Genomic DNA, 18,414 nt, shown 5'->3' with positions numbered 1-18,414 from the left:
TCAGGGCTCGCGGTCGTGCGCGCGTGGCGACGGCGGCGCGTCCAGGCCGCCCTGGCCATCCGGCAACGGCAGCCAGGACGAGAGCTGCGACGACCGACGACGCTCTCAAAGCCGGGGCCCAGTCGTGGCTGCCGTCATCGTGGCTGCCATCATCGTGGCTGCCATCATCGTGGCTGCCGTCATCGTGGCTGCCGTCATCGTGGGAGCCGTCATCGTGGCTGCCGTCATCGTGGCTGCCGTCATCGTGGCTGCCGTCATCGTGCCTGGGAGCATCCCGACGGCGCTCATCCTGGCTGCGAGCATCCCGGCGCCTCCAGCGACCCTGCTGCGCCGCCGACCAGGTCGATGAAGTCGTCCCAGGCCTGCCCAGGACACGCGCGCGCTGCGTCAAAGGCAAGGCAGGCGTGCACTTCCTGCTCGACCCGGCGCAGGACGGACAGGGAGGACACACGTCGCCCACCGGCCACGCCGCCGCCTCCCCTGGCATCCTCCCCGGCATCGCCCGCAGTCCGCTGGAGATGCACCACCACCTGGACGGCACTGCTCAGCTGCGACAGCACCGCATGTCTGCTCATCCCGGCTAGGGCACCGAGCGCCTCGAACCTTGCTGGCACATCCCTGGCGGAGTTGGCGTGGAGCGTGCCGCAGCCGCCGTCGTGACCGGTGTTGAGGGCGGCGAGCATCTCCCGAACCTCGGCACCACGGACCTCGCCCACGACCAGTCGGTCGGGTCGCATCCGAAGGGCCTGACGGACGAGGTCCACGAGGTCGACCGCTCCCTGGCCCTCCACGTTGGCACCCCGGCCCTGCAGCCGCACCACGTGGGGATGGTCGACAGCCAGCTCGCGTACGTCCTCGACGACGACGATGCGCTGCGTAGCGGGGACCTCGGAGAGCAGCGCAGCAAGCAACGTCGTCTTGCCTGATCCCGTCCCTCCGGTGACGACGAAGGACGTGCGACCTCTCACCAGCTGCCGCAGCAGCTGCTCCGTCACGGCGCCGAACATTCCCAGCCTCCGCAACGCGGCCAGGCCGTCCGCTCGAGCGCGCGGGACCCGCAGGCTCAGGTGCACTCCACCCTCGACCAGCGGCGGAAGGATGGCGTGCAGGCGGATGCCGCCGGGGAGCAGGCCGTCGACCCACGGCTGGCTCTCGTCGAGCCGCCGTCCCGCGAGCCCGGCGAGACGGACGGCAAGCCGCCGCGCCGTCCGGTCGTCCAGCTGCTCCGCAGCCGCTCTCTCCACCCCTGCCCCTCTGTCGACCCAGACACTGCCGTCCCCGTTGACAAGGACATCGGTGACGGCGAGGTCGTCCAGCCAGTGCTGGAGCGGCCCCAGCCCGAGGACCTCGGACGCCAGCGCGGCGCGGGCGGCCTGGATCCCCTGACGACCCAGCCGCACGCCGTCAGCGGCGGCGACTGCCTCGACCAGGCGCGCATCGGGGCCCCTCCCCTGCCGGATCCGTGCGGCGATCTGGGCGTCCTGGGTCACGGCGCTTCTGCCGAGGCCAAGCCCGGGCCCCCGACCCCGCACGCCAAGAGCAGCCGGTCGACGACCGATGCCATCGCTCCGGCTGACCGGGTCCCCGGGGTGCGCCCGTGGTCTGCATCGCTCAGCGTCTGGGCGTCGTCGCGCAACGTGGCTGCCAGGGGAAGGTCGAGGTGAGCGGCGACCTGCTCAGGGCTGAGGCCATCACGTCGGGCCATCCGCAGCACGAGGCGGACCCCGGACGGGAACCCGGCGGCCTGCAGAACCTCCGTCACCGAGCTGGCGTCCGCGAGCTGGCGGGCGGAGACGCCGGACAGCAACACCACGTCTGTGCACCGGGCCGGAAGCGCAACCTCTGTGCCCAGGTCCAGGACGGTCAGGCCGCACACCTGCGTCAACGCGGTGAGGGTCGCCTCGACGACCTCGTCCGGGGGACGCTGCCCCCGGGCCGCGAGCACCCTCGTGGAGCGGTGGGCGGGCAGCGCGGTCAGGACGCCGGCACCGTCGACCTCACCTCTCGACCTAGCCAGGTCGCCCCAGCGCAAGCCCGGCAGGTGCTCCAGGCACGCCGTCACGTCCAGACCGCCGCCGTAGGGCCGGTCCACGCACACGGTGGCCCCCACGAAACGTGCGGCTCGCACGGCCAGGGCCACCGCGACGGTCGAGACCCCCAGACCCCCCGAGGCACCCATCACTCCCAGCACCACGTGCTCCATCGGTCCAGGGTCTCGGCTCGGCCGCTCAGGCGGACAACGACCCAGCGCGACTGTGGACCATGAGCCCGGGGGCCCCTGGCTGTGGACGACGGGTACGGATGGCGCGGGCAACCGTGGCGAACCCGGAGGGAGAAAGGGGACGGCCCCGGTCGGGGGGACAACCGGGGCCGTCGACGCGCCAAGCTCCGGGGGGAGGAGCCGGTGCGCCGATCCACTCGACCCCGAAGGGGAGCGGACCCGCCAATCTTGGACCAAACGGCGTTCAATGGCAACTTCGGCGGCCGGATCTGTGAACGGCTGCGTCGGTAACGAGGATGGCACCCCACGAAGGGGGTGCCATCGACCGTGATTCGACCCGGGTGACCATGCGTGCATCTTGAAGTTGTCGCAGCGGGTCGAGCCCGCCACGATCGGTCCACCAGTGGACTGCCCGCGCGTGGGTGCCCGATGGAGTCACGGTGGTCGTCGAACTCTCGTGCGTCGACTTCCCCCATGTCTACGCCCGTGCGCCAGCAAAGTGAACCCTTGACATTTCGGGCCACCACGGGTCCGCGCGCGTCGCCACGGACGGCGTCGCCGTGCTAGCTGAGCCTTCCGGCCCTGACCGCGTCGCAGATCTGCTCCCCCGCGGCGGCTCCCGCGATGACCGCAGCGGCACAGTGCCCCAGCCACAACGTCACTCCTTGTCGCGTGCCGGTCCCGTATGCCGCAAGAGCACCCAGGTAGGCCGGCCCGCCTTGGGCGGCATGCCCAGCCTCCGTCACCACGACCCCGGTGGGATCCAAGCCCGTGGCCTGCACGACGGCGCGCTCCATGGCGCGGGCCACCACGCCGTTGCCCCGCACGAACGGTCGCATCGTCGCAATCTCTGCGTGGACCAGCGCCGCCACGAGCAGCGCTGGAGCCCCGGACTCACCGGTAAGGAGGCTCACGAGCTGCTCCAGACGTTCGCCGAGCGCGGCGGGGGGCGCGGCCGGTCCGAGGTCCAGGAGCTCCGCACTGTCCTCTGCCCCGGTCCGCGGTCGACCGAGCTGGTCCGGTGCGAGCAGGCCCGTGGCGGCCGCGACGTGCAAACGGGCGAGCGCCTGCAACGGCGCGCGCGTCACCAAGGCGCGAAGGTGCTCACTCTCCGCCGTCGCCTGGACGGCACCACGGGCGACCTGCTCCACGGGGTCGGGCCGCAGCGGCCACTGCGCGGCCCCTCGCATGACGTCCCGCACCAGGTCCACGGGCACCGTGGCGCCCTCCAGCGCGGCGCTCGCCTGCGCCCCGCGGATCCGTGACTCAGCGGACGCCTCCGGAACCCGCCGCCGGAGTGCCTCATGCCATCGGAGCCTCTCGCACGCCTCCCTCGCCGCCGTGACCTGCTCGGCGACACCCGGCAGCTGGGCAAGGGTGGTCAGTGAGGCGAGGACGTCGGACACAGGCCGAGCCTAGAGTTCGGCCTGTGCCCGGCAGCGTCCACCTCCCCACGGCGATCTTCGTGGCCGGCGGGATGCTGCTGCTCTATGCACTGTCCAGACTCGTGTCGCACGGCCGGGCGGCCTCACGCGGGTTCGTCTCCGAGGTGGACCAGGCCACCCACGCCACCCTGCATACCGCTTCCCTGGCCGCACGACACCTCCAGGACGGCCTCACGCCAGAGGGGTCTGCGAGGGCCGCCAAGCACCTGCGGGGTCTGCTCGGGTGCCCGGTCGTCGCGCTGACCGACGCCGCCGGCATCCTGGCCTGGGACGGGCCTGCGGAGCACCACCGGAACCGGGCCCACGGGCACGCGGCGGAGGTGATGCGCACGGGAAGGACGATCGTGCTGGGGGCCGCCGAGGTGGCGTGCTCGGACCCAGACTGCCCGGTGCGGTCAGCCGTCATCGCCCCTGTCGTGGCGGAGGACCGCGTCATGGCTGCCGTCGCCGCGTACGGTCCGCACACCTCTGCCGGCCTGGCGCGCGCCACCGAGGAGGTGGCCCGGTGGGTGGCGACCCAGGTCGAGCTGGCCGACCTGGGGCATCAGCGAAGCCGGGCCATGGAAGCCGAGCTGCGGGCCCTGCGGGCGCAGATCAGCCCCCACTTCATCTACAACTCACTTGCGGCCATCGCCTCCTTCGTACGGACCGACCCCGACCGCGCCCGCGAGCTGCTGCTCGAGTTCGCCGACTTCACCCGGTACGCCCTTCGGCGGGGCGGAGCGTTCACCACGCTGGCCGAGGAGCTGCGCAACGTCGAGCGTTACCTGGTGCTGGAGCAGGCGCGGTTCGGGGACCGCTTGCGGGTCTCGCTCATGGTGGCCCCCGAGGTCCTTCCCGTGACGCTGCCGTACCTTTCGGTGCAGCCGCTGGTCGAGAACGCCGTACGCCACGGGCTCGCGGGCAAACCCGGCGGCGGCCGGATCCGGATCGTGGCCACCGACGAGGGGTCAGCAGCGGAGATCACCGTCGAGGACGACGGCGTCGGCTCCGACCCGGAGGCGATCCGCGAGGTGCTCGACCAGCGCACCGACGGGGACAGCATCGGCCTCGGCAACGTGGATGCCCGTCTGCGGCAGGTCTACGGTGACGACTACGGCCTGGTGGTCGAGACGGCGCCCGGAGCCGGGACGAAGGTGACGTTTCGCGTGCCGAAGTACGCTCCCGGCGTTCATGCCACACCGTAGGCTCTGCCCATGGCCGGCGCTCCTTTCGGCGACCCCGAGCATCGCCGCCCGCTGGACGCCACCGTCGGCGCCGCGGGCCCCGCGCTGCGTGCGCTGGTCGTGGACGACGAGGCGCCGGCCCTGGAGGAGCTGGCCTACCTCCTGAGGCAGGACCGACGTGTGGCCAAGGTGAGCACCGCCGGTGACGGGGCCGCGGCGCTGCGGGCGCTGGACGGCGAGGACTTCGACGTGGTGTTCTCCGACATCTCCATGCCGGGGCTCGACGGCATGGACCTGGCTCGCGTCATCGCCCGGTTCGCACGGCGACCTCGCGTCGTCTTCGTGACCGCGCATGACGAGCACGCCGTCGACGCGTTCGCCATCGACGCGGTCGACTACGTGATGAAGCCGGTGCGCCCGGACCGTCTCGCGGAGGCCGTCCGGCGCGTCGTCGCGTCGGGCGAGGCCGGCATGGCGACCGTGGGCAGCGGCGCCGCCGCGGGCACCCACGGGCAGGACCCCCCTGGTCCACAGCCGGACGATGACGAGACCATCCCGGTCGAGCTCGGCGGCGTCATCCGCTTCATCGCCCGAAGCGAGATCCGCTACGCGCAGGCGCAGGGCGACTACGCCCGCCTTCACACAGCGACCGGGTCGCATCTGGTCAGGATCCCGCTCACGGTGCTTGAGGAACGCTGGGCCACAGCGGGCTTTGTCCGGATCCACCGGAGCACGCTGGTATCGCTCGCGCACGTCACTGAGATCCGGATGGAGCATGGGCACTGCAGCGTGGTGCTCGACGGAGTGGAGCTTCAGGTGAGCCGGCGGCACACGCGTCACCTGCGCGACCGCCTGCTCCGTCCGGTGGCTCGGTCGGCGCGATGAGCGACCCCGGCGCGCCGCCGCGACGGGTCAGGGTCACCAGCACCCGCCGCGAGGCGACGACGCGCAGCGTGGCGCAGCCGCTCACCCGCGACATCGACGAACAGAGCAACCTCGGCGAGGTCTACATGGCCGGCCTGATGCAGGCTCAGCTGCGCCTGGCGCTCATGGTCCTCGCCTTCGGAGCCGCTGGGCTTGGCGGCCTGCCGCTGCTGTTCGTCATGGTGCCGGCCACGCGCACGCTCGAGTTCCGAGCCGTGCCGCTGCCCTGGCTCGTCCTGGCGTTCGTCGTCTACCCGGTGGCCGTGGTCGTCGCCCGCTACTACGTCCGGCAGTCGGAGCGGATCGAGGCAGAGTTCTCCGACGTGGTCGGCCGGCGGTGGGGCGGCTGAACACCGCGTACGGCGTCGTGGCCATCGCGCTCGTGTGCCTGGTGACCCTGGCAGTCGGCTCCTTCGGGCTGCGTCTCTCGCGCACGACGAGCGACTTCTACGTGGCGGGGCGGACGGTCACGCCGTACCGCAACGCCAGTGCCATCGGCGGCGAGTATCTCTCCGCCGCAAGCTTTCTGGGCATCGCGGGCCTGGTCTACACCAACGGCCTGGACATGTTGTGGTTCCCCGTCGGCTACACGGTGGGGTATGTCGTGCTCCTGGTCCTCGTCGCCGCACCGCTGCGCCGTTCAGGGGCGTACACGCTGCCGGACTTCGCCGAGGCAAGGCTGGAGAGCCTCGCGATCCGCAGGCTGAGCACCATCCTCGTGGTGGGTATCGGATGGCTCTACCTCCTGCCGCAGCTGCAGGGCGCCAGCCTGGCACTGGAGGCCGTCACGGGAGCGCCCGGCTGGCTCGGTGGCCTCGTGGTCGCCGTGGTCGTCGTCGCCAACGTCGCGGCCGGAGGCATGCGCTCCATCACCCTGGTGCAAGCCCTCCAGTACTGGGTCAAGCTCACGGCCATCGCCGTGCCGGCCTTCGTGCTCCTGGGCGCCTGGTTCTCCGATGGCGCGCCCGGACCGGCGATCGCGCGCGACACCCGGTGGGAGGAACCGCTGAACGGCCTTGCGGGACAAGGGCACCCCGTCTACGCGACCTACAGCCTGCTGCTGGCCCTGGCCCTGGGAACCATGGGGCTGCCCCACGTCCTGGTCCGCTTCTACACCAACCCGGACGGCCGGGCGGCTCGCCGCACCACGCTGACCGTGGTCGCGCTGCTCGGCACCTTCTACCTCTTCCCGCCGCTGTACGGGCTGCTGGGCCGGGTGTACCTGCCCCAGCTGCCGGACGGCGTCGCTGCCGACACCCTGGTCCTGCGGCTCCCGATGGCCATGGTCTCCGACGGCCTGGGGCAGGTGCTCGCCGCAGTCCTTGCCGGCGGAGCATTCGCGGCCTTCCTCTCCACGGCGTCAGGACTCACCATGTCGGTGGCCGGAGTGATCGACCAGGACCTGCTCCGGCGGCGTCTCGGGCGGTTGACGGGCGAGGACTTCAGTGCGGCACAAGGGTTCCGGCTCGCTACCGTGCTCGCAGTCGTGGTGCCGTATGTCGCGTCCCGCGTCGTCGAGCCGGTCGGCCTGGCGACCATGGTGAGCCTCGCGTTCGCCGTCGCGGCGTCCACGTTCTGTCCACTGCTCGTACTGGGGTCGTGGTGGCGTGGCCTGAGCACTTCCGGCGCGGCGGCCGGGCTCGTGGTCGGTGGGACCCTTGCCACGGCAGCCGTGGGCATCACGGTCCTGGCCGGCCCCGTCCCCGGGTGGCCTGGTGCACTGCTGGGGCAGCCGGCGGCGTGGAGCATCCCGCTCGCCTTCGCCGTCTCCGTCATCGTGTCCCTGGCCACCCCCGGGCGGATCCCCCGCCATACCGCCCGCACCATGGTCAGGCTGCATACGCCCGAGGACCTGGTGCTGGAGCGCGGCTGAGAGGACGCGACCGTTCGCCGCGCGTCGGAACCGTTCGGCGCAGGCCGCCGGTCCATCCGGCGACAACAGCCTCCGTATGGCGCCCTGTCGCGCGGCATACCCCCCGCCCCGGGGCCCACGGGGTGACAGTGACCGTATGCCGCTCCCGCGGCCATCCGTCATACCACTGGAGGTGCCCTCGTGAGCAACGACGCTCGCACGGACGACGACGTGTACCTCGGGCTGCAACAGTCCGAGGAGTTCGCCGAGCTGCGGACCAGGTTCCGCCGGTTCGTCTTCCCCCTGACCGCGCTGTTCCTGGCGTGGTACTTCCTCTACGTCCTGCTCTCCACCTACGCGCCCGGCTTCATGGGCCACAAGGTGCTCGGCAACGTCAACGTCGGACTCGTCCTCGGGCTGGGACAGTTCGTCTCGACGTTCGTCATCACGATGCTCTACGCGCGATGGGCCGACCGCGAGTTCGACCCACGCGCCGCCGCTCTGCACGCCCGCGTCGAGGAGGCACACCGATGAGGGTCCCCACCCTGGTCCCCGCGGCCACCGACGTCGGCAGTCCGACGCTCAACATCACCATCTTCGGAGTGTTCGTCCTCATCACCCTGGCCATCGTCGTGCGGGCGTCGACGAACAACCGCACGGCAGCCGACTTCTACGCGGGGGGCAGGGCCTTCACGGGACGGCAGAACGGCATCGCGATCTCTGGGGACTACCTCTCCGCGGCGAGCTTCCTGGGCATCGCCGGCGCCATCGCGCTCAACGGCTACGACGGCTTCCTTTACTCGATCGGCTTTCTGGTCGCCTGGCTGGTGGCGCTGCTGCTCGTCGCAGAGCTCCTGCGCAACGCCGGGAAGTACACCATGGCCGACGTCCTGTCGTTCCGGCTGCGGCAGCGCCCGGTACGGATGGCTGCGGCGATCTCGACGCTGGCGGTGTGCTTCTTCTACCTGCTGGCCCAGATGGCGGGCGCCGGCGGGCTGGTTGCCCTCCTGCTCGGCGTCGAGGACAAGGCGGGCCAGTCACTGGTCATCGGCGTCGTGGGCGTCATCATGATCGCCTACGTCCTCATCGGGGGGATGAAGGGGACGACCTGGGTACAGATCATCAAGGCGGTCCTGCTCATCCTGGGCGCCGGCGTCATGACGGTGTGGGTCCTCGGCAAGTTCGGGCTCAACCTGTCGCACCTGCTGGGCGACGCGGTGCAGAAGTCGGGCGGCAAGCCGGTGCTCGACCCCGGGCTGCAGTACGGCAAGTCCGGCGCGACGAAGCTCGACTTCATCTCGCTGTCACTGGCCCTGGTCCTCGGCACCGCGGGGCTTCCCCACGTGCTCATGCGGTTCTACACCGTGCCGTCGTCCAGGGAGGCCCGCAGGTCCGTGGTCTGGGCCATCTGGCTGATCGGCATCTTCTACCTGTTCACCCTCGTGCTCGGGTACGGCGCAGCGTCGCTCGTCGGGCCGAAGGCGATCGCCGCCGCGCCGGGCAAGGCCAACTCGGCCGCTCCCCTGCTCGCGTTCGAGCTGGGGGGTGAGGTGCTCCTCGGTCTCATCTCTGCAGTGGCCTTCGCAACGATCCTCGCCGTGGTGGCAGGACTGACCATCACGGCGAGCGCCAGCCTGTCCCACGACATCTACAACTCGGTGATCAAGGAGGGCCGGGCCTCCGCGGAGGACGAGGTCCGGGTGGCCCGGATGACGGCCGTCGTCATCGGGATCCTCGCCATTCTCGGCGGCATCCTGGCCAACGGACAGAACATCGCGTTCCTCGTCGCGCTGGCGTTCGCCATCGCGGCTTCTGCCAACCTGCCGACGATCCTCTACTCGCTCTTCTGGAAGAGGTTCAACACGCGTGGCGCGCTGTGGTCGATCTACGGGGGGCTGGTCACCGCCGTGACCCTGATCGTCTTCAGCCCGGTGGTCTCGGGGAAGCCGAAGATCGAAGGCAAGTCGGCGTCGATGCTGCAGAACGCCGACTTCCACTGGTTCCCGCTGGACAACCCCGGCATCATCTCGATCCCGGTCGGCTTCCTGCTCGGCTGGCTCGGCACCGTGACGAGCAAGGAGTACAACGCAGCAAAGTTCGCCGAGATGGAGGTGCGCGCGCTGACCGGCCACGGCGCGGAGAAGGCCGTTTCCCACTGACGGCCGGTCCGCGACTCTCCGCGGACCCTTCCTAGCGACGGTGCCGCGTCCCCGACAAGGGGGCGCGGCACCGTGCCGCGCACCGTGCCGCGGAAGGGCTCGTGCAGGAAGGGAGCTCACAGGCGTCAACCAGGCAGCCGTGGCGCGCGTCATTGGGGTGTTCCGAAGGAGGACACCATGAACATCACGAAGATCGTGCGCAAGCCAGTGGCCATCCGGTCACTCGTCCTCGCTCTGGCGGCAGGGGTACTGCCCCTCGCCGTCTCCAGCACCTCCGCCCAGGCCGCGCCATACTGCGGCATCACCTGGGGTTCGCTCACCAAGAGCGCCAGCACCATGAATGTCGGGCCGCTCACCAACATCCGGGCCGGGCGGCACACGTGCTTCGACCGCCTCGTCGTCGACCTGAAGGGCAAGCCTGTCGGCTACCGCGTCGGGTACGTCACCAACGTGTACACCGAGGGCAAGGGCGATCTCGTCCCGCTACGCGGGGGCGCCAAGCTCCAGGTCGTCGTGAAGGCGGGCGTCGTCAGCCCGACCGGAACCGTCACGTACCAACCGGCCAACCGCCGCGAGGCCGTGAACGTCAGCGGCTTCACCACCTTCCGCCAGGTTGCCTGGGCGGGAAGCTTCGAGGGCCAGAGCACCATCGGGGTCGGCGTGCGCGCCAGGCTCCCCTTCCGGGCCTTCACCATCCAGGACGCCACCACCAGCCGGCTCGTGATCGACGTCGCCCACCACTGGTGACGGTCAGCTCCGGCCAGGAGCGGGCGCTGAGCGGCGGCTGAGAGCCGCGGTCAGCGCTCGCTCCGTGCCGATGACCACGGCAATGGCGAGGGCCACCCAGAACCAGCCCGCAACCCCACGCAACAGTCCCTCGGCCGCCCCCCACCAGTGCGTCCGCAGGAAGTCCGCCATCGCGGCAGCGACCAGCCGGATGGCGCCACGCTTGGACCCTGCCCCGAGCTTCGGGTGCAGGACCCCCCAGCCGGAGCGAACGGCCATGGCCAGCACACCGAAGACCAGCCACGTCAGGAGGATCCGGGCGACGCTGAGCACGGTCGGAGCCACGCGCTGCCACGTGGCCACCGTGAAGGGCAGGGCGAGGGCCACTGCCAACGGGGCCCCATGGGGCCAGCTCGCGGGAGACACCCCGGCGACGACCGCCAGCACCGTCGCAGCGGCAAGGGGTCCCTTGGAGCCCCTGGCCCCCAGGACCACGCCGAGGAACGCCCCCACCGCAAGGATGATGACGAGGATCTCTCGTTCGTCGGGGTACCGAGCCTCGACTGGGCCGATGAGCCACCCCAGGCCGCTGAAGACGAGGACGATGACGAACCGCGGCCACGGAGAGCGCGCCACGAGCGACACCGAGGCGGCGGCCGCGATCGTCCCGAGGAGCAAGAGGTCACCCTTCATGCCCTGCAGCGGCAGATGCAGCCACGGCTGCCTCCCCCAGAAGCCGGCCGGCCACCACAGCAGTGCGCCGAGAAGCACCGAGAGGAGGGGCCAGACGCGGCGGCGGACCGGCGCCGTCCGGACCCATATCCCCGGGGGCCGCTGAGTCTCGTCGGTCAGCTCCGCCACGTCCGGACGTCTCGTCGTGCTCACGGTGGTGAGGCTAGCCGCTTGTCGTGCCGTCCGTCCGTCGGCCGAGACCTGCCACCGCTGGCCTTGATGCGGACGCCCGATCCGGGTTGGCTTGGGGAAGGATCATCGTCATGCGCCCACCCTCCGGTGGGCCGCCTGCATCGCCGCCAGGAGGAACAGTGTCCGAGACGTCTGCGAGCCAGTCCGCGAGCCAGTCCGCGAGCGACAGCGCGAGCCAGAGTGGGGGCAACGCGCCTGACCTGTCACCCGACCCGCAGTTCGCCGCCCAGGCCAACGGCACGGCGGACCTCTACGAGGAGGCGACGGCCGACCACGAGGCGTTCTGGGCGCGACAGGCCCGTGAGCGGCTCAGCTGGACCACCGACTTTGCGCAGACGCTCGACTGGACCGGGGCGCCCTTCGCCGAGTGGTACGTGGGCGGTGAGCTGAACGCGGCATACAACTGCGTGGACCGCCACGTCGAAGCCGGGAACGGCGACCGGGTCGCCATCCACTTCGAGGGGGAGGGCGGCGACACCCGCACCCTCACGTATGCCGAGCTGCAGCGCGAGGTCGCGAAGGCCGCCAACGCGCTGGAGAGCCTGGGGGTCGCCAAGGGCGACCGGGTCGCGATCTACCTGCCGATGATCCCGGAGGCCGTCATCGCGATGCTGGCCTGTGCCCGGCTCGGCGCACCGCATTCAGTGGTGTTCGGCGGCTTCTCGGCCGACGCTCTGCGTACCCGCATCGCGGACGCACAGGCCAAGCTCGTCATCACCGCCGACGGGCAGTTCCGGCGCGGGAAGGCCGCCCCGCTGAAGCCTGCGGTCGACGATGCCGTGAGCGGGGACACGACCGTCGAGAAGGTGCTGGTCGTCAGGCGCACCGAGGGCGACGTGGCCTGGGACGAGCAGCGCGACCTGTGGTGGCACGAGGTCGTCGACGCAGCTGCGGACGAGCACGAGGCGGTTCCCCACGACAGCGAGCACCCTCTCTTCATCCTCTACACCTCCGGTACGACCGGAAAGCCGAAGGGGATCTTCCACACCACTGGCGGCTACCTGACCCAGACGGCGTACACGAGTGCGATCGTCCACGACCTCCACCCGGAGACCGACGTCTACTGGTGCACAGCGGACATCGGCTGGGTGACCGGGCACTCGTACATCGTCTACGGGCCCCTGGCGAACGGCGCCACGCAGGTCATCTACGAAGGCACCCCCGACACGCCGCACCAGGGCCGCTGGTGGGAGATCATCGAGAAGTACAAGGTCTCGATCCTCTACACCGCGCCGACGGCGATCCGCACGTTCATGAAGTGGGGTGACGACATCCCGGCGAAGTACGACCTCTCGTCGCTGCGGCTGCTGGGCTCGGTCGGCGAGCCGATCAACCCGGAGGCGTGGCTCTGGTACCGCAAGCACATCGGCGGTGACCGCACGCCGATCGTCGACACCTGGTGGCAGACCGAGACGGGCGCGATCATGATCAGCCCGCTGCCCGGCGTCACGGAGCTCGAGCCCGGCTCGGCACAGCGACCGATCCCCGGCATCAGCGCTGAGATCCTGGACGACGAGGGTCAGCCGCTGCACGATCCTGAGGCCGTCGGATACCTCGTGCTCACCAAGCCGTGGCCCGCGATGCTGCGCGGGATCTGGGGAGACCCGGAGCGCTACCGGGAGACGTACTGGTCGCGGTTCGGCGAGAAGTACTACTTCGCCGGAGACGGAGCCAAGTACGACGCGAAGGGCAACATCTGGCTGCTCGGGCGCGTGGACGACGTCATGAACGTGTCCGGACACCGGCTCTCCACGGCCGAGATCGAGTCGGCCCTCGTCTCGCATCCGTCGGTGGCGGAGGCTGCCGTTGTCGGCGCGACCGACGACACCACAGGCCAGGCGGTCTGCGCGTTCGTCATCCTCCGCGGTGGCGTCGAGGACCACGGGGACGACACGGTCCAGGAGCTGCGCAACCACGTCGCGAAGGAGATCGGGCCCATCGCCAAGCCGCGCCAGATCATGGTGGTGCCCGAGCTGCCGAAGACCCGGTCCGGGAAGATCATGCGCCGGCTGCTGCGCGACGTCGCGGAGAACCGCGAGGTGGGCGACGTCACGACCCTGGCGGACTCCTCGGTGATGAACCTCATCAAGGCGGGGATGTCAGGCTCCACCGAGGACTGATCCCCTGCCCCGGCCCGCCCGCGCTTCCCGAAGTCTGGGACTTCGGAGCGACACGCCGCCCTCGGAGCCGAAGTCTGGGACTTCCGAGCGACACGGCGCCCGTCAGGCGTCGCCCAGCATCTGCGCCGCGATTGCCCTGGCCGCGGCATGCAGTGGACCGGTCGCCCGCTCGACGAACTCGTCGGTCATCCGGGGCAGCGGCCCCGAGACGGAGAGAGCGAGAAGCTGCGGGACACCCGGCACCGCCACGGCGACACACCGGACCCCGACCTCCTGCTCCCCTTCGTCCAAGGCGTACCCCCGCTCACGCGTGCGCTGCAGCTCCTCCAGGAGCCCATCGGGCGTGGTGATCGTGTGCTGGGTGCGCGCGGGCATCCCGGTCCGGCCGACAAGGGCTCGTACGTCGTCGGGGTCGAGCCCAGCCATGATGGCCTTCCCCACGCCGGTGGAGTGCGGTAGTACGCGGCGTCCCACTTCGGTGAACATCCGCATCGAGTTCTGCGACGCCATCACCTGGCCGACGTAGACCACCTGGTCACCGTCGAGCATGGCGAGGTTGACGGACTCTCCGAGCTCATGGGCCAGCTGTTCCATATGGGGGCGTGCCCAGCGGCCGAGCATCCGGGAGGTCGTCTCGCCGAGCCTGATGAGCCGCGGCCCGAGGGAGTACTGGCGCGACGCCTCCTGGCGCACGTACCCGAGGCTGACCAGAGTGCGAACGAGGCGGTGGATGGTCGGCAGCGGCAGGTCGGCGTCGCTCGCCAGCTGGGACAGGCTGATGACACCGCCGGCGTCGGCCATGGTCTCCAAGATGGCGAACCCCCGCTCGAGGGACTGGACACCGCCTGACTTCGCTGCCGCGGTGGCGTCGGCACTCATATATCTCTCCTCACGCCATTCTGAATGAGAAGAAGATTTCGTATCATGGAACTATCCTAGTGCCTGCGCCCGTGATCGGGCGCGCCAGCCACCCACTCTGTGAGGACCAGCCACCATGCCCGACATCACCGTGACCGGCGGCCCGATCGAGCGCAGCGACGAGATCCTGACGCCCGAGGCGCTGGAGTTCCTCGCCGAGCTCCACACGCGGTTCGCCCGCCGGCGTGCCGAGCTGCTTCAGGCCCGGCAGGCGCGTCGCGCCGAGGTCTCGAAGACGGGGCGGCTCGACTTCCTGGAGGAGACGCGTGAGGTCCGTGAGGGCGACTGGCAGGTCGCCCCGGCGCCCGCGGACCTGCGGGACCGTCGTGTTGAGATCACCGGCCCCACCGAGCGCAAGATGGCCATCAACGCCCTCAACTCGGGCGCCAGGGTATGGCTGGCCGACCTCGAGGATGCGAACACGCCCCACTGGGTCAACGTCGTCGGAGGGCAGGTGACCCTGCGCGACGCCATACGCCGATCCATCTCGTTCACCTCACCGGAGGGTAAGGAGTATGCGCTCAAGGACCCCGGGGCCATCCCGGTCATCCTCCCCCGGCCCCGCGGCTGGCATCTGGACGAGGAGCACCTGCATCTGGACGAGGAGCCGCTGGTAGGCGCACTGGTCGACTTCGGACTCTACTTCTTCCACAACGCCCACGAGCTCATCGAGCGCGGCAGCGGGCCCTACTTCTACCTGCCGAAGATGGAGTCGCATCTCGAGGCCCGGCTATGGAACGACGTGTTCACCTTCAGCCAGGAACGCCTGGGCATCCCGCACGGCACCATCCGCGCGACGGTGCTCATCGAGACCATCCCCGCGGCTTTCGAGATGGAGGAGATCCTCTACGAGCTCAGGGACCATGCCGCCGGGCTCAACGCGGGTAGGTGGGACTACCTGTTCTCGATCATCAAGTACTTCCGGGACAGTGGCCCGTCCTTCACCCTGCCCGACCGCAACGCCGTCACGATGAACGCACCGATGATGAAGGCGTACAGCGACCTGCTGGTGAAGACCTGCCACCGGCGTGGGGCCTTCGCGATCGGAGGGATGGCGGCCTTCATCCCGAGCAAGAAGGACCCCGAGGTCAACGAGCGCGCCTTCGCCAAGGTCCGGGAGGACAAGACGCGCGAGGCGAACGCGGGCTTCGACGGCTCATGGGTGGCCCACCCCGGGATGGTGGAGCTGTGCACGGAGGTCTTCAGCGGAGTGCTCGGTGAACGTTCCAACCAGCTCGACGTCCAGCGGCACGACGTGTCGGTATCCGCCGACGACCTGCTCGACGCTGCCTCGACTCCTGGAGAGCGGACCGAGGAGGGTCTGCGCGGCAACGTCTCGGTGGGGATCGCGTACCTCCAGTCCTGGTTGCAGGGCAACGGCGCCGTGGGGATCCACAACCTCATGGAGGACGCGGCCACCGCGGAGATCTCGCGCTCGCAGATCTGGCAGTGGCTCTACTCCGGCGCGTCGCTGTCCTCCGGCGAGACGGTGACCCGCGAGCTGGTCGACCGGGTGGTGGAGGAGGAGTATGCCGCGCTGCGTGGCTCGGTGGGCGAGGAGGCCTTCGCCGAGGGAGCCTGGGAGGCGGCGCGGCGCCTGTTCGTCGAGTGCGCGATCGACCCCGACTTCCCGGACTTCCTGACGTTGCCTGCCTACGCCGAGGTGCTGCGCCGCGAACAGGCCTGACGGGGCGCCCCCCGGCGCACGCGCCATACCGGCGCCTCTCCCGAGGCGGCCCCCGCACCCCGTGGCTTCCTGAAGTCTGGGACTTCGGCGCGACACGCCGGGCTGAGGCCCGAAGTCCCAGACTTCGGAGGAGCGGGAGGAGTCGGAGGAGCCTACGGCCGGCGGAACCGGCCTGCTGCCACCTGCTCGCCACCGACCCATACCCCGGCGATGTCCGACGTGGCTCCCAGCGCGAACACCTTTGCGAGGGCGTCCAGCGGCGACTTGGCGTTGCCGAGCCCCACCGCCAACGGGTCGCCAGTCTCCGGCAGGACCCAGATCGCGTCGAACTGCTTGCCGACGGACAGGTCGCCGACCTCCTCGGCCAGGCCCAGCGCGTCGGCTCCCGCCGCGGTCGCCAGCCACAGCAGGTGTGCCGACGTCAAGGCGACGCCGTCACGGCCCAGCAGCTGCTGCATGAAGTACGCCTGCAAACCTTCCTTGAACAGACAGAACCCGGTGCCGGCTCCGACGTCGGAGCCGAGGGCGACTCGCACGCCGTGATCCAGATGCCGTCGCAGCGGGAAGAGGCCACTGCCCAGCGCAGAATTGCTGGTCGGGCAGTGCGCCACCGAGGCGCCCAGCGCGGCGAGCAGGGTGAGCTCCTCCTCGCTCGGGTGGACGTTGTGAGCGAGCACCGAGCTCCGGTCCACGAGCCCGTGCCTGGCGTAGGTCTGGACGTAGTGGGCCCCGTCGAAAAGCGTTGCCACTGCATCGATCTCGGCAAGGTTCTCGTTCACGTGAGAGGTGAACCAGCTGCCCGAGACCTCCTTGAACGTGGCGGCGCAGGACTCGAGCATGGCGTCGCTCGCCGAGAAGGAGAAGCGAGGTGTCACGGCATACCTCAGTCGGCCGTTGCCGTGCCAGCGCTCGGCCAGCGCGCGCGCCTCCTCGTACGCCCGGTCCGGGGTGGACAGCAGCTCCGGACGCAGGCTGCGGTCCGAGACAACGAGCCCTGTCGTCACGCGCAGACCCGCCCGCTGGGCGACCTCGAACATGACATCGACGGCTGACGCGAAGTGCGAGCCGAAGACCAGGGCCGTCGTGGTGCCGGCGTCCACGAGCCCGGTCACGAAGTCCGCCGCCACCCCGCGTGCGTACGTGGCATCGGCGAGCCGGGCCTCCTCCGGGAGGGCGCACTGGTCCAGCCAGTCGAGCAGCGGCATCCCGAGCCCGCCGATGACGCGGACCTGCGGAAAATGCACGTGCGTGTCGACCAGCCCGGGGAGCAGCATGCCCTCTCTAAGCGCGACCACCGGCTCATCGCGATGGGCCCGGCGGATCTCGGCGTAAGGGCCGCGTGCCGTGATGACACCGTCCTCGACGACGACGCCAGCGTCCTCCTCGCAGCGCAGCTGCCCGCCGATGAAGGGGTCTGCCGGGGTATCCAGGACGGTCGCCCGGTAGAGGGTCACCGGGAGACCCCGCGCGGCGATCGCTGCGCTTCGAACGTTCGGACAAGGTCCGCGGCGACACTCAACGCGATCGTCGCCGGCTCCTTGCCGGTGAGGTCGGGGTGGCCGATGGGCGTCCGGATCCGGGCGAGATCCCCGGCCGAATGTCCTTCTGCCGCAAGGCGGCGCTCGAACCTGCGCCACTTCGCAGTGGAGCCGATCAGGCCGATCGACCCCAGGTGGCCGCAGCGCAGAGCGGCATCGCACAGCGCGGCGTCCTCGGCATGGTCGTGGGTCATCACGAGGACATGTGTCCCGGCCGGCACCTGCCCGAGGACCAGCTCAGGCACGGGGGCGTGGTGCGGGTGGACGTGGGCCACCGCGTCCGCCAGGGGTTCGAGGCGTCCGGTGGTCAGCTGGTCGGCGCGCGAGTCGACCAGGTGCAGCTCGAGGTCGTGCCTGGCCAGGACGCGAGCCAGCTCCAGGCCGACATGACCCATGCCGAAGATCGCGACGGACGGCACGACGGCCAAGGGTTCCAGCAGCACCTTCACCTCGCCGCCGCAGCACTGCTGTCCATGCTCGACCGGGGCCTTGTCGTTGAGCGCCAGCTCCAGCTCCGCGGGCGACCGGGCACCTGCCTGGAGCATGCGTCGCGCTCGATCCACCGCGGTCGCCTCCAGGTTCCCGCCCCCGATGCTGCCCCAGGCCTCCCGCTCGGCTACGACCATCTTCGCGCCTGCGGCTCGGGGCGAGTGGCCACGGACGCTGGTGAGAGTGACCAGCACACCTGCTCGTCTCTCGTGCCGCAGCCGCTCGACGGCCGCCAGCCAGCTCAC

The 18,414-nt window shown here is 70.4% G+C and carries 17 protein-coding genes; 10 read left to right on the top strand and 7 right to left on the bottom strand.

The annotated features are described in order from the left end of the window. Nucleotides 1–124: 124 nt before the first annotated feature. Nucleotides 125–349 (top strand): hypothetical protein, encoded by a 225-nt coding sequence (locus PHA84_RS05995; protein WP_270887192.1) that lies wholly within the window; start codon nt 125–127, stop codon nt 347–349. Here the strand turns inward: PHA84_RS05995 and PHA84_RS05990 are convergent. The 3 genes from PHA84_RS05990 to PHA84_RS05980 form a co-directional block, all read right to left on the bottom strand. Continuing rightward, nucleotides 285–1,490 carry a TadA family conjugal transfer-associated ATPase gene (locus tag PHA84_RS05990; protein ID WP_270887191.1) on the bottom strand — a complete coding sequence of 402 codons (1,206 nt, stop codon included), beginning with the start codon at nt 1,488–1,490 and terminating at the stop codon, nt 285–287. The two genes, PHA84_RS05995 and PHA84_RS05990, sit on opposite strands and share 65 nt — an antisense overlap. Beyond that, a complete protein-coding gene (locus PHA84_RS05985; RefSeq protein WP_270887190.1) occupies nt 1,487–2,203 on the bottom strand; it encodes a hypothetical protein in 717 nt (238 codons plus the stop codon). Before PHA84_RS05985 ends, PHA84_RS05990 begins: the two co-directional genes overlap by 4 nt. Nucleotides 2,204–2,784: 581 nt before the next feature. Further along, nucleotides 2,785–3,627: a Fic family protein gene (locus PHA84_RS05980; protein WP_270887189.1), complete on the bottom strand. Its 843-nt coding sequence runs from the start codon at nt 3,625–3,627 to the stop codon at nt 2,785–2,787. 23 nt (nt 3,628–3,650) lie between these two features. On the opposite strand from PHA84_RS05980, the gene PHA84_RS05975 reads away from it, so the two are divergent. The 7 genes from PHA84_RS05975 (at nt 3,651) to PHA84_RS05945 (ending at nt 10,514) form a co-directional block, all read left to right on the top strand. Further along, on the top strand, nt 3,651–4,853 hold the full coding sequence (locus tag PHA84_RS05975; RefSeq protein WP_270887188.1) for a histidine kinase: 1,203 nt from the start codon (nt 3,651–3,653) through the stop codon (nt 4,851–4,853). A gap of 9 nt (nt 4,854–4,862) precedes the next feature. After that, the gene (locus PHA84_RS05970; RefSeq protein ID WP_270887187.1) at nt 4,863–5,717 is read left to right on the top strand and encodes a LytR/AlgR family response regulator transcription factor; all 855 of its coding nucleotides are present in this window, start codon (nt 4,863–4,865) and stop codon (nt 5,715–5,717) included. Continuing rightward, complete coding sequence (locus PHA84_RS05965) at nt 5,714–6,106, top strand: hypothetical protein (protein WP_270887186.1); 393 nt, start codon at nt 5,714–5,716, stop codon at nt 6,104–6,106. Before PHA84_RS05970 ends, PHA84_RS05965 begins: the two co-directional genes overlap by 4 nt. Further along, nucleotides 6,103–7,629, top strand: coding sequence for a sodium/solute symporter (locus tag PHA84_RS05960; protein WP_270887526.1), 1,527 nt, complete (start codon nt 6,103–6,105; stop codon nt 7,627–7,629). The genes PHA84_RS05965 and PHA84_RS05960 overlap by 4 nt, the downstream gene beginning before the upstream one ends. A 180-nt stretch (nt 7,630–7,809) precedes the next feature. Next, the gene (locus PHA84_RS05955; RefSeq protein WP_270887185.1) at nt 7,810–8,142 is read left to right on the top strand and encodes a DUF485 domain-containing protein; all 333 of its coding nucleotides are present in this window, start codon (nt 7,810–7,812) and stop codon (nt 8,140–8,142) included. Beyond that, nucleotides 8,139–9,767, top strand: a complete 1,629-nt coding sequence (locus PHA84_RS05950; protein WP_270887184.1) for a solute symporter family protein — start codon at nt 8,139–8,141, stop codon at nt 9,765–9,767. Before PHA84_RS05955 ends, PHA84_RS05950 begins: the two co-directional genes overlap by 4 nt. Nucleotides 9,768–9,944: 177 nt before the next feature. Next, nucleotides 9,945–10,514 (top strand): AMIN-like domain-containing (lipo)protein, encoded by a 570-nt coding sequence (locus PHA84_RS05945; RefSeq protein ID WP_270887183.1) that lies wholly within the window; start codon nt 9,945–9,947, stop codon nt 10,512–10,514. Nucleotides 10,515–10,517: 3 nt separating this feature from the next. On the opposite strand, the gene PHA84_RS05940 is transcribed toward PHA84_RS05945, so the two are convergent. Continuing rightward, nucleotides 10,518–11,378, bottom strand: a complete 861-nt coding sequence (locus PHA84_RS05940) for a hypothetical protein (protein WP_270887182.1) — start codon at nt 11,376–11,378, stop codon at nt 10,518–10,520. 110 nt (nt 11,379–11,488) lie between these two features. On the opposite strand from PHA84_RS05940, the gene acs reads away from it, so the two are divergent. Then, on the top strand, nt 11,489–13,537 hold the full coding sequence (gene acs / locus PHA84_RS05935; RefSeq protein ID WP_442952837.1) for an acetate--CoA ligase: 2,049 nt from the start codon (nt 11,489–11,491) through the stop codon (nt 13,535–13,537). Between the two features lie 102 nt (nt 13,538–13,639). On the opposite strand, the gene PHA84_RS05930 is transcribed toward acs, so the two are convergent. Next, nucleotides 13,640–14,416: an IclR family transcriptional regulator gene (locus tag PHA84_RS05930; RefSeq protein ID WP_270887181.1), complete on the bottom strand. Its 777-nt coding sequence runs from the start codon at nt 14,414–14,416 to the stop codon at nt 13,640–13,642. 115 nt (nt 14,417–14,531) lie between these two features. Between PHA84_RS05930 and aceB the strand changes: the two genes are divergently transcribed. Further along, nucleotides 14,532–16,142 carry a malate synthase A gene (gene aceB / locus PHA84_RS05925; RefSeq protein ID WP_270887180.1) on the top strand — a complete coding sequence of 537 codons (1,611 nt, stop codon included), beginning with the start codon at nt 14,532–14,534 and terminating at the stop codon, nt 16,140–16,142. A gap of 152 nt (nt 16,143–16,294) precedes the next feature. On the opposite strand, the gene PHA84_RS05920 is transcribed toward aceB, so the two are convergent. Then, entirely contained in the window at nt 16,295–17,596 is a 1,302-nt protein-coding gene (locus PHA84_RS05920) for a guanine deaminase (RefSeq protein ID WP_270887179.1), read from the bottom strand. Next, entirely contained in the window at nt 17,593–18,414 is an 822-nt protein-coding gene (xdhC, locus tag PHA84_RS05915) for a xanthine dehydrogenase accessory protein XdhC (RefSeq protein ID WP_270887178.1), read from the bottom strand. The genes PHA84_RS05920 and xdhC overlap by 4 nt, the downstream gene beginning before the upstream one ends.

This window comes from Pedococcus sp. 5OH_020, assembly GCF_027812955.1.
In the GTDB taxonomy this organism is placed as follows: domain Bacteria; phylum Actinomycetota; class Actinomycetes; order Actinomycetales; family Dermatophilaceae; genus Pedococcus.
This window is presented reverse-complemented; position numbering and strand designations above follow the sequence as displayed.